General features: G+C 73.5%; 9 protein-coding genes. 6 read left to right on the top strand and 3 right to left on the bottom strand.

The genetic code is table 11. The features are described 5' to 3' along the window. Window positions 1-1,879, bottom strand: a 1,879-nt coding sequence (locus Aru02nite_RS17495; protein WP_203658741.1) for a LuxR family transcriptional regulator, incomplete at its 3' end; no start/stop codon positions are given. A gap of 211 nt (window positions 1,880-2,090) precedes the next feature. On the opposite strand from Aru02nite_RS17495, the gene Aru02nite_RS17490 reads away from it, so the two are divergent. From Aru02nite_RS17490 to Aru02nite_RS17475, 4 genes are read left to right on the top strand one after another with little or no spacing between them, the layout of a single operon-like run. Beyond that, a complete protein-coding gene (locus Aru02nite_RS17490; RefSeq protein WP_203658739.1) occupies window positions 2,091-3,593 on the top strand; it encodes a dynamin family protein in 1,503 nt (500 codons plus the stop codon). A gap of 41 nt (window positions 3,594-3,634) precedes the next feature. After that, window positions 3,635-4,333 carry a nucleotide exchange factor GrpE gene (locus Aru02nite_RS17485; RefSeq protein WP_203658737.1) on the top strand — a complete coding sequence of 233 codons (699 nt, stop codon included), beginning with the start codon at window positions 3,635-3,637 and terminating at the stop codon, window positions 4,331-4,333. Continuing rightward, a complete protein-coding gene (locus Aru02nite_RS17480; RefSeq protein WP_239076747.1) occupies window positions 4,330-6,210 on the top strand; it encodes a dynamin family protein in 1,881 nt (626 codons plus the stop codon). The genes Aru02nite_RS17485 and Aru02nite_RS17480 overlap by 4 nt, the downstream gene beginning before the upstream one ends. A 6-nt stretch (window positions 6,211-6,216) precedes the next feature. Then, the gene (locus tag Aru02nite_RS17475) at window positions 6,217-6,879 is read left to right on the top strand and encodes a hypothetical protein (protein ID WP_203658735.1); all 663 of its coding nucleotides are present in this window, start codon (window positions 6,217-6,219) and stop codon (window positions 6,877-6,879) included. Window positions 6,880-7,020: 141 nt separating this feature from the next. Here the strand turns inward: Aru02nite_RS17475 and Aru02nite_RS17470 are convergent, their stop codons facing one another. Together Aru02nite_RS17470 and Aru02nite_RS17465 are read right to left on the bottom strand one after the other, a co-directional pair. Then, window positions 7,021-7,359: a hypothetical protein gene (locus tag Aru02nite_RS17470; RefSeq protein ID WP_203658733.1), complete on the bottom strand. Its 339-nt coding sequence runs from the start codon at window positions 7,357-7,359 to the stop codon at window positions 7,021-7,023. A gap of 45 nt (window positions 7,360-7,404) precedes the next feature. Beyond that, window positions 7,405-8,841 carry an Hsp70 family protein gene (locus Aru02nite_RS17465; RefSeq protein ID WP_203658731.1) on the bottom strand — a complete coding sequence of 479 codons (1,437 nt, stop codon included), beginning with the start codon at window positions 8,839-8,841 and terminating at the stop codon, window positions 7,405-7,407. Window positions 8,842-8,946: 105 nt separating this feature from the next. Between Aru02nite_RS17465 and Aru02nite_RS17460 the strand changes: the two genes are divergently transcribed. Both Aru02nite_RS17460 and Aru02nite_RS17455 read left to right on the top strand, forming a co-directional pair. Continuing rightward, the gene (locus Aru02nite_RS17460) at window positions 8,947-9,747 is read left to right on the top strand and encodes a glycerophosphodiester phosphodiesterase family protein (protein WP_203658729.1); all 801 of its coding nucleotides are present in this window, start codon (window positions 8,947-8,949) and stop codon (window positions 9,745-9,747) included. Between the two features lie 49 nt (window positions 9,748-9,796). Continuing rightward, window positions 9,797-11,176, top strand: coding sequence for an MFS transporter (locus Aru02nite_RS17455; RefSeq protein ID WP_203658790.1), 1,380 nt, complete (start codon window positions 9,797-9,799; stop codon window positions 11,174-11,176). Window positions 11,177-11,207: the final 31 nt, after the last annotated feature.

Raw genomic sequence — 11,207 nt, 5'->3', positions numbered from 1 at the left:
CCACGCTCGCCGCGGCCCGCGCCGGACGCGCCGCCAGCCGGGCCCGCGCGGAGGCCAGCAGCCCGCCGTCCGCCTCGGCCAGGCTCGCCGCCGCCGTCGCGTACCCGTGGGCCACCGCGGGCAGCGTCCGGTCCACCAGGCCCACCGCCCGGCGTACCACGTCGTCGAGCTGCTCGCCGCGCAGCGCCGTGCACCACAGCTCCGCCGCCACGAACCGGGTCTGCCACGAGTACGCCAGGTCGGCGGCGCAGGCGTCCGCGGCGAGCCGGGCGTTGTCCGCCGCCTCGGCCAGCCGGCCGTCCGCGGCGAGCGTCTCCACCAGCAGCCACGCGCTCCACCGGGCCGCGAGCGCGTCGCCGGCCGTACCGGCGGCGGCGGTCGCGGTGGCCAGCGCACGCTCCCAGGCCGGGGCGCGGCGGGCCGCGTCGACCGCGGCCAGCGCGGCGCGCAGCCCGGTGTGCTCCGGCGTCGCGCCGTGCCGGCCGATCGCCGCGGCCGCCAGCTCCACCGCCCGGTCGGTGTCGGTACTCAGCGCGCCCAGCAGCAGCACCCGGTCCCGGGCGGCCACCACGTCGGCACCGGCCGCATCCGGTACGACGGTCACCGCGGCGACCGCGCCGGCCGCGTCACCCAGCTGCAGCAGCGCCTCACCGCGCAGCACGGCCGTGTCGGGGTCCTCGGCGTCACCGAGGGCACGCAGCGCGGCACGCGGCCGGCCCACCTCCAACGCCGCGGCCGCCGCGTCCCGCCGTACCACCGGGCGCGGCTCGGCGCCGGGCAGCCCGCAGGCCAGCAGCAGCAGGTCGGCGCGCTCACCGGCGGTGTCGGCGGCCGCCGCCGCGGCCAGCGCCCGCCGGTATGCAGGCTCGTCGTCACCGGCCGCGGCCAGGTGCCGGGCCGCCTCCGCATCCGGTACCAGATCGGCGAGTCGGCGGTGCAGCCCGGCGCGCTCGTCGGCGGTCAGCAGCCCGGCGGCCACCTCCGCCACGTACGGCGAGACGGCGGCCAGCAGCGGCGCCCCGCCCGCCGGATCGTCCTCGGTGGTGACCAGGCCCGCCTCGGTCAGCTCGTCCACGCCCGGCCCGAGCAGGCCGCGGCCGGCCGGACGGCGCAGCATCCCCAGCGCCGCCATCGCCGTACGCGCCGGGCGGGTCAGGTCCGCCAGCGCCTCGGCCACGGCGTGCGCGACGGTGCCCGCCTCGCCACGGGTGTCGGACTGCGGCGGCGCCGACACCGACTCCGGATGCGTCACCGCGTGTCGCGCCAGCGCCTCCACCGCCAGCGGTACGCCACCGGCACGCGCCACCACCTCGGCCACGCCCGCCGGCCCCAACCCCGGTGCCGTACGCCGGGCCAGCTCGGTGGCCTGCGTCGGGCTCAGCGGTGGCAGCGCCACCCACTCGGCGGCCGCGTCCCGCAGGGCGCGCACGGCGGCCTCCGGCAGCCGGTGCGGCGTACGCAGGGCGACCAGGACCCGGCAGTGCGCGGCCAGCGCCGGCAGCGTCGCCAGGGTCAGCGGATCGGCCCACTGCACGTCGTCGACGACCAGCAGCCCGCCGCGCACCCGGGAGCGGACCGCCTCGGCGGTCAGCGCCGCATCCTCGACCGGCAGGCGGGCACGTACGGCACGCGACAACGCCAGCGCGGGGACGGTGCGTAAGATCGCCAGGCCACCACCGGCACTCACGACACCCGGGAAGGATTCGGCGATCGCACGCAGAGCCGTACTGCGGCCGGCGCCCGGCGCACCCGTCACGACCACCAGGCCGGGCAGCGCCAGCCGGGACAGCAGAGTACGCACCGGATCGGCGTCCCCGGCGGGCTGCCGGTCCGGCACCGGTGGTTCGACGGCAGCCCGACCAGCAGGCGCGTCACGCACGTGGGCCTCCCCCCGCGGGCTGGCACGAATCCGGGATCCTAGGTCGGTGAGGATATGCCTAGGGTTGTGGCCGGTGAGCGCCGGCCACGCCACCGAACCTGACACCAGAGTAGTGGGAGGTACCAGCGGCCATGACTGACGTGGACAGCGGCGGGCGAGCCGACGCGCCCCGTGGTGGCGACACCACGAGCAGCGACGTGGGCCTCCCGGCATGAGCTCCGGTCCACTCAGTTCCCGGGTGCAGGCGCTCTGCGCGGAGTCCGGGCCACGGCTGGCCGGTAACACCCGGGCCTCGGTCGCCGACGTGCAGCGCCGCCTCGGCGAGCCGCTGCGGGTCGCGATCGCCGGGCGACTCAAGTCCGGGAAGTCCACGCTGGTCAACTCGCTGATCGGCCGGCGTGTCGCGCAGACCGAGGTCGGTGAGTGCACCCGGCTGGTCACTCAGTTCCGGTACGGCACGGCCGACCGCGTCGACGTGGTGCGCCGGGACGGTTCCCGGGCGAGCCTGCCGCTGGACGAGTCCGGGATGATCCCGCAGAAGCTCGGGATCGCCCGCGACGACGTGGCGTACGTGGACGTCACGCTCACCTCCGACCGGCTGCGGGACCTGACCGTCGTCGACACGCCCGGCCTGTCGTCGACCAACGCGTCCATCTCCGACGAGGCCCGCAAGTTCCTGTTCAACGAGGCGCCGATCGACGACGACATCGACGACGACTCCGCCGGCGCGCTGTCCGGCGCCGAGGCCATCGTGTACGTGTTCACCCAGTCCGTACGCGAGGACGACCTGCAGGCGCTGGAGTCGTTCCGGTCGATGTCGTCGAAGCTGTCGAGCAACCCGATCAACTCCCTCGGCCTGTTCAACAAGGTGGACAAGCTCGCCGGCACCGGCGACCCCTGGCCGGTGGCGGGGCCGCTCGCCCAGGCACAGGGCCAGGTGCTGCGCCGGGTGGTCTCCGACGTGGTGCCCGTCATCGGGCTGCTCGCCGAGACCACCGAGGCCGGCAGGCTCACCGCCGCCGACTGCGAGGCACTGCGCACCATCGCGAGCATGTCCGACACCGACCGGCAGGTACTGCTGGCCTCCGTCGACCTGTTCACCGCCCGCGACTGCGAGGTCTCCCGCGAGCAGCGCAACCGGCTGCTACGGCTGCTGGACATCTACGGGATCTCGTTCGCCGTCGCGCAGTTCGTCGCCGAGCCGACCCTGGCCACCGGCGAACTGGTCCGGCGGCTGTTCCTCGCCTCCGGGTTCCCCCGCGCCCGCAGCACGCTGGAGCAGGCGTTCCGCTGGCGTACCGACGCGATCAAGGCCGGATGGGCGCTGACCAGCCTGGAGAAGATCGCCGGGCACGCCGAGCGGCCCCCGGACCGGGAACTGCTGCGCGACGCCGTCGAACGGGTGCTCCAGCAGCCCGAGTACCACCGGCTGCGGATGCTGGACGTGGCGCAGCAGGTCACCACCGGTTCGGTCGACCTGCCGGACGAGATGGAGAACGAGCTGACCCGGCTCGCCCTGTCCGACGACCCGGCCTGGATCCTCGGCATGAACGGCGCACCCGCCGACCAGATGGCCAAGGCCGCACTGGAGGCCGCGACCCGCTGGCGGGCGTTCGCGGTGGCCGGCGCCAGCCCCGCGCAGGCCCGCATCGCCCACGTCGTCCACCGCGGCTTCTACCTGCTGTCCCAGCAGGTCAGACAGCAACCCGCCTGAGCCAGCAGATTCGCGACGCGCTTTCGCGTAAAGGAGCTTCGATGTCCACCAGCAACCTTCGCGTCATCGCCGCCGGCATAGCCGCGATCGTCGCGGTGCTCACCGGCATCGTCGCCGGCTGGGTCGGCGCGCAGGCCGGCACCTGCGTACAGGAGGTGAAGAGCGTGCCGGCCGGGCAGAACCCCGGTGGCGGGCCCGGTCAGGGCCTCGGCGACAAGCACGACGACCAGAACCAGAAGACGATCGTCAGCCAGTCCGGCGCCTGCGACAGCAGCTTCTCGGTGAAGACCGCAGCCGTCGGGTTCGCCGGCTCGGCGATCGCAGGCGGCGCGGCCGTGGCGTTCCTGTTCATGGGCCGCCGGGAGGACCGCACCGCGCCGGCCGTGGCGTCCGCGCCGCCCGCCGCCGGCGGCGACCCCGGCCTCGCGCAGCGCCTGGAGCAGGCCGAGTCCGAGCGCGGCAGCCTCGTCCAGACCTGCGTGTACGTGCGGGACCGCGCCACCAGCAAGGCGATCGCCGACACGCTCGGCCGGGCCCTGTCCGACGTGGGTGTCACCACGGTCGCACCGGTCGGGGTGCGGTTCGACCCGGCGCACCACGAGGCCGGCGGCGCCACGCCGACCCGCGACCCGCAGCAGGCCGGCACGATCGCCGCCGTCGAGGTACCCGGCTACGTGGACCGCGGCGTCGTGCTGCGCGCCCCCGTCGTCACCGTCTACAAGGAGGATGGTCGCCAGTGAGCGCCCCGGCCAAGACCAACGAGGCCGCCGCGAACGCCGCGCTGGAGAAGGCGCTGCGCGCCGCCGTCGACGGCGGGCTGGCGCACCTGCGCCGCATCGACCCCGACGCCGCGTCCGACATGGACGTGCTGCGCCGCCGCGAGCAGACCGTACCCAGCATCGTGATCGTCGGCGAAACGAAGCGCGGCAAGAGTTCCCTGACCAACGCGCTGGTCGGGGTGCCGAACCTGTCGCCGGTCGACGCCGCCGTCGCGACCAGCTCGTACCTGGAGTTCGTGCACGGCTCGCAGGTCGCCGCCCGGGCGTACGTGCCGGGGCGGGAGGACCCGATCCCGCTGCGCATGGAAGACGTCCGCGACTACGGCACCGTGCTGGGCAACCTGCCCGACGGGATCCGCCCGCCGCGCCGGCTGGAGATCTTCCACACCGCGCCGATGCTGCAGTACGCGACGCTCATGGACACCCCGGGCGTCGGTGGACTGGACTCGCTGCACGCCGAGGTGGCGCTGGACGCCGTGGAACGGGCCACCGCGCTGCTGTTCGTGGTGGACGCCTCCGCGCCGTTCTCCCAGCCGGAGCTGAACTTCCTCATCGAGGCCAGCAAGCGCGTCAACATGGTGCTGTTCGCGCTCACCAAGATCGACGCGTACCCGGGGTGGCGGACCATCCTGGACGACGACCGGTCGCTGCTGCGGGCGCACGCACCCCGGTTCGCCAACGCGCCGTTCTTCCCGGTGTCGTCCCGGCTGGCGGAGCTGGCGCTGCAGATGCCGAAGGAGGCGGCCAGCGAGGTCGTCAAGGAGTCCCGCGTCGCCGAACTGCAGCACGGGCTGATCGGGCTCGCCGCGAAGGGCACCGCGCTGAAGACGGCGAACACGCTGCGCGCGGTGCGTACCGAGTTCGTGCGGCTCGACATCGGCGTCGGCGACCGGATGAAGTCCGCCGACCCGGACCCGGCGCTGGCCGAGCGGCTCAAGGAAGAACGCCAGAAGGTCAACTCGCGGAAGCGCTCGGAGACCAAGCAGTGGTCGCTGGCGCTCAACACCGAGACGCAGCGCGCCCGGGTCGAGGCGCAGAGCCGGCTGCGGCAGTACATGACGAAGTTGCAGGAGGACTTCGTCAAGTCCATCGAGAAGGGCGCCAACAACAAGCAGCTGCCGTACGAGGTGGACCGCGCGCTGTACGCGGTGTCCGTACGGCTGTCGCACGAGCTGGAGCACCGCTTCCGGGTGATCGGCCAGCGGATCCTCGCCAGCGTGTTCAGCCCCCAGGAGCTGAACTACGTACTGCGCCGGCTCAACGCGCAGCTGCGGCACGCGCTGGCCAGCAAGCCGCAGAAGGAGTCCGGCGGCGACAACTCGATGGTCGTGATGGCCTCGGTCGGTTCCGCGGTGAGCATGGGCCGGCTGGCGATGCAGGGCGCGGCCGGCGCCGCGTCCGTGGCCGGCATGGCCGCCGCCGGCGGCGTGGTGTTCCCCGTCGTCGGCGTGGGCGTGGGCCTCGCGATCGGCGCGTTCATGATGTGGAAGCGCAAGGGGCAGGCCAGCAAGCAGCAGGCGAAGGTGTGGCTGCGGGAAGTCCTCGGCGAGGCGCGCGCGTCGCTGTCCGACGACATCGCCACCCGCTTCACCGACCTGCAGTACGCGCTGACCCTCGCGCTCGACGAGGCCATCGAGCGGCGGCTCAAGCAGCTCGACGCCCAGATCGCCGAGATCGACAAGACGATGGTCGAGGACAAGACCAGCCGGCAGAAGAAGCGTGCCGACCTGCAGAAGGAACGCGAGTCGCTGCGGGCCCGCATCAAGCAGCTCGACGAGGTACTGATCAAGGCCCGGAGCATCGCTCCGGACGCCCCGTCGGACACTCAGGGGGGGTAACGGGCCATGGATCACGACGGGCCGATGGACTTCGGCGACCACGACGGCGAGTACGCCGACGGGCACGGTGGCGACCAACTCGACGCCGACCACGGCGGCGGCGACCTCGCCGACACGCCGGGCGAGCAGGACGCGGCGGCCGGCCACCCCGACGGCGACCAGCTCGACGGCCACGGCTACGACGAGCACGGCTACGAGCCCGACGACACCTCGGGCGGCGAGCACGGCGTGGGGCTGGAGTTCAACGACCTGTCCGACGAGTACGGGCACGGCGACGGCGGGCACGACGCGGCGGACGAGCAGCACACCGACGTCGACGAGCCGGCCGGCGACCACGCCGAGCCCGTACCGGGTGCCGAGCCGGACCTCGACCTGGTCGGCGACGACCCGCACTGGGCGGCCGAGGACCCGTTCCCGCCGCAGCTGGACGTCGGCGAACCGCCGGAGCCCGTCGACGGCTTCCCGTGGAGCGACCCGGCCGTACTCGGCGAGCAGCACGACACCGCCGCCGACACGCCCGGCCCGGTCACGTCCGCGCCGCCGCCGTCGGACCTGCTCGACTACGACGCGCAGGAACTGCCCGACGGCGCCGACCCGTGGCACGCGCTGGCCGGCTCGGAGGACCCGGCGACCAGCTCGCTCGCCCGCTGGTGGGGCCCCGGCGCCTGAGCGCTCGGTCTTCGGTGCGGCCGCGCGTCAGCGGCCCAGCGGTCGCACCCTGAGCAGGCAGGGCTTGCCGGGCCATCGCCCGGACAGTATCTCCAGCGGCAGGAAGCTGCAGGCGGCGTGGCACCGCACCCGACGCTCGGGTCACTCGGCCCGAGCGTCGAACGGGCGGCGCTGACGATCCCGGTGACCGAGGTGGTGCCGCGGCCCCGGGTTCACCTGCTGCCGAGTCGTCACGCGCAGCAGCGGTACGCCCTCGGCGGTGAGCTCGGTGACCGGCGCACCGAGCCCGGCGACCGATCCCGTGTGTCGACGGCCACCAGGTGGATCTCGCCGGCGGGTGGCGAAACGCCGGCGCAGCAACAGCACGCCGACGGCCGTACCGTCGACGAGCGCCAGGTAGGTCGGCGGCGCCGCCGTGTACGGCTCGATGGCGGCAGGGATGCCGAACCAGTCGGGCAACCCCGCCAGCAGCCGACGCACCGCACCCGGGTCGCGTCGACCCCGCAGTACGGTGCAGTCGGGCGGCTACCGCGCCAGGGCGATGATCAGCAGACCGACGAAGCCCAGCACCAGCAGCACCGCCACGATCAGGGTCAGCACCACCGCCGGCTCCTGGTACCAGCGCTTGGAGGAGCCGTCGTCGTCCATCGACGCGGGCGGAGCGGACTGAACCGTCGAGATCGGGCGGGTCGGGGCCGGGGCCACGACCGGCGCCGGGGCCGGGCGCATCGCCGGCGCCTGTACCGGCGGGCGCGGCGCGGCCTGCGGGGCGGGCCGCGGCGGGCTCGGGATCACCGGGCGGGCCGGCGGGCGGTTCACCGGGCCGGGCTGCGGGCCGACCGGCGGGCGCTGCGGCTGCGCCGGACGCGGCGGCATGCCCTGCGCGGGCCGCTGCCCGGGCGGGCCGCCCACCGCGAGGGAACCCTCCACGACGACCGTCTCCGGCTGCTCCAGCGCGGTCGGCGCCACACCCAGCCCGGAGTGCACCAGGTGCCCGGCGAGCGGGATCCGGCTGGAGCCGCCGACCAGGAAGATGCCGACCAGGTCACGCGGGGTCAGCCGGGCCTCGGAGATGGTGCGCTGCAGGCACTCGACCGTCCGCTCCAGGTGCGGGCGGATCAGCCCCTCCATCTCCTCGCGGGTGATGTGGGCGTCGACCTCCAGCGCGGGCAGGTGGATGTCGGCGCTGGAGGTACGCGACAGCATCTCCTTCGCGCCGCGGACGTCCTCGTACAGCATGCGGCGGTAGCGGCGGTCGCCGGACTCCCGCGGCGTGATCAGCCGGGCCCACACGTCCGGGTGGGACTGCGAGTACGTCCGGCCGAGGTGTTCGACGATCGCGTGGTCGAAGTCCAGGCCGCCCACGTCGGGCAGGCCCTCCTCGGCCAGCACCTCGAACCCGGACTGGGTACGCCGCACCACGGTGGCGTCGAACGTGCCGCCGCCCAGGTCGTAGATGGCCAGGGAACGGCCGACCGGGACGGCGGTGCCCAGCACGGCCGTGAAGTACGACGCGGCGCCGACGGGCTCGGCGATCAGCTGCGGGCGGGGCAGGCCGGCGAGCCGGGCCCCCTCCACGAGCAGGCTGCGCCGCCGCTCCCCCCATCGGGCCGGGTGCGTCATCCGCAACTGCTCGGGCATGCCGCCGATCTGCCGGCGAGCCTCCGTGATCACCTGCTCCAACACGTACGCGATGACGCGCGGCACCGGGATCTCCTGGTCGCCCAGGAAAATGGTGCCGTCGTCGATGCGCCGCTTGGGATTCGGCTCGAACCGGGTGGGGTCGACCCGGGCGTTGCGCTCAGCGTCCCGGCCCACCAACATCCGCCCGTCAGGCGCGAGGTAGACCGAGGAGGGCAGCAACGGCGACCCGTCGAACAACAGTGGCCGGACCCTGCCATCAGGCATCCTCAACATGGCCACGGTGTTCGACGTGCCGAAGTCGATTCCGAGCACGCGCATACAAGATCTCCTTCCCGGGGCACACGATACTGCCCGTATGCCCGTCCATGCCGCGCCGGCGGGGCGGGTCGCCACGAGCCGGGCGGAAGCGGGGATACTCCACCCGTGAGCGAGCAGCCGAACCCCCGGGACACCCACCGCGCCGGGTATCCGTACCTGGACTCTGCGTTGCCGTTGGCGTTCGCGCACCGGGGCGGCGCGGCCGACGGCGACGAGAACACCACCGCCGCCTTTCAACGCGCTGTCACTCTCGGCTACCGGTACCTGGAGACCGACGTGCAGGCCACCGCGGACGGCGTACCGGTGATCCTGCACGATGCGAGCCTGCACCGGGTGGCCGGCCGGCAGGAACGCGTCGGCGCGCTGCGCTGGGCGGACCTGGCGACGATCCGGGTCGGCGGCGAGCAGGCCGTACCGCGGCTGGTGGACGTTCTGGGCGCCTGGCCGGCCCTGCGGTTCAACCTGGACGTCAAGGCGTGGCCGGCGGTCCGGCCGCTGATCGACGCGATCCGGCACACCGGCGCGCTGGAACGGGTGCTGGTCGCGTCGTTCTCCGACCGGCGCCTGGCGTACGTGCGGCGCGCGTTGGGGCCGCGGCTGGCGACGTCGCTCGGCCCGGCCGAGGTGGCCCGGCTGCGCTTGGCGGCGCTCGGCCGGCGCGGGATGCTGGGGCTGACGCCGGGCGTACCGGCCGTACAGGTGCCGGTACGGTTCGGCCCGGTGCGTGTCGTGGACCGGTCGTTCGTCACGTACGCGCACCGGCTCGGGATGCAGGTGCACGTGTGGACGATCGACGACCCGGACGAGATGAACCGGCTGCTGGACCTCGGCGTCGACGGGATCATGACCGACCGGATCGAGGTCCTGCGCGACGTGTTACTGAGCCGTGGCCGGTGGGACACCTGAACCTCGCGCGCTGCTGGCACGCTGAGCGTCCCCCTCTTCCGCAACGGAGATCAACGTGACCGTCGGTGTCGACGCACCGGTACCGGGGCTGACCTCCAGCCGCCGCGACCGGATCGGCTGGTACTTCTACGACTGGGCCAACCACGCGTTCATCACGGTGGTGTCCACCGTGTTCCTCGGGCCGTACCTGATCGCGGTGACGAAGGTGGCCGCCGGCTGCGGCGCCGGTGACGCCTGCACCAACCGGTACGTGCACCCGCTGGGCATCCCCGTCGCCCCCGGCTCGTACTTCTCGTACCTGGTGGCGATCTCGACGCTGCTGACGGTCGTGGTGCTGCCGGTCGTGGGTGCGCTGGCGGACCGGTCGGCGCACAAGAAGCGGATGCTCGTCGTCTTCGCGTACGTGGGGGCCGCGGCGACCACGGCGATGGTCTTCGTCACCGGCGGCCGGTACCTGCTGGGCGGGGTGCTGTTCCTGGTCGCGAACATCTCGCTGGGCGCGGCGACGGTCGTGTACAACTCGTTCCTGCCGCAGCTGGCGGGGCCGGAGAAGCGCGACTCGATCTCGTCGATCGGCTGGTCGTTCGGCTACCTGGGCGGCGGCCTTCTGCTGGCGTTGAGCCTGGTGGCGAACCTGCTGAAGCTCGGCGACACGCTCACCGTCGCCCGCTACTGCATCGTCGCGGCCGGGCTGTGGTGGGGCGGCTTCACGCTGGTGACGGTCTTCCTGCTGCCGGAGCGGCACGAGCCGGTCGCGGAGATGCCGACGCGCGGCAGCGTGCTCGGCGCCGGGTTCCGGCAGCTCGGCGGCACCCTGCGCGGGCTGGTGAAGAGCTTCCCGCTGACGGTGTTCTTCCTCGTCGCGTTCCTGATCTACAACGACGGCATCCAGACGGTCATCTCGCAGGCCAGCGTGTACGGCACCAACCAGCTGCAGCTGTCGCAGGCGGTGCTGCTGGTGACGATCCTGGTGGTGCAGATCGTCGCGTTCGGCGGGGCGCTGCTGCTGGGCCGGCTGGCGAAGCTGATCGGCGCGCGCAAGACCGTACTGATCGCGCTGGTGTGCTGGATCGCGGTCATCGTCACCGCGTTCTGGTTGCCCGCCGGCAAGGCGCTGCCGTTCATCGGGCTCGGCGTGGCGATCGGTCTGGTGATGGGCGGCAGCCAGGCCCTGTCCCGTTCGCTGTACTCGCAGCTCATCCCGACCGGCAAGGAAGCCGAGTACTTCGGCATCTACGCCATCGGCGACAAGGGCACGAGCTGGCTGGGCAGCCTGCTGTTCGGGCTGGTGTACCAGTTCACGTTCAACTACCGGCTGGGCATCGTGTCGCTGCTGGTGTTCTTCGTGCTCGGCTTCGTACTGCTGGCCGCGGTGCCGATGCGCCGGGCGATCCAGGCCGCGGGCAACACGCCGCCGCGGCTGCTGTGAGCCCGGCCGGGAGACGCGACCGTACCGGCCT

Source organism: Actinocatenispora rupis (genome assembly GCF_016861975.1).
Lineage (GTDB): Bacteria > Actinomycetota > Actinomycetes > Mycobacteriales > Micromonosporaceae > Actinocatenispora > Actinocatenispora rupis.
This window is presented reverse-complemented; position numbering and strand designations above follow the sequence as displayed.

Excerpts from the sequence above, each read along its gene's own strand:
- Aru02nite_RS17465 (WP_203658731.1), bottom strand. The coding sequence starts at position 8,841 with ATGCGCGTGCTCGGAATCGACTTCGGCACGTCGAACACCGTGGCCATG.
- Aru02nite_RS17490 (WP_203658739.1), top strand. The coding sequence starts at position 2,091 with ATGAGCTCCGGTCCACTCAGTTCCCGGGTGCAGGCGCTCTGCGCGGAG.
- Aru02nite_RS17485 (WP_203658737.1), top strand. The coding sequence starts at position 3,635 with ATGTCCACCAGCAACCTTCGCGTCATCGCCGCCGGCATAGCCGCGATC.
- Aru02nite_RS17475 (WP_203658735.1), top strand. The coding sequence starts at position 6,217 with ATGGATCACGACGGGCCGATGGACTTCGGCGACCACGACGGCGAGTAC.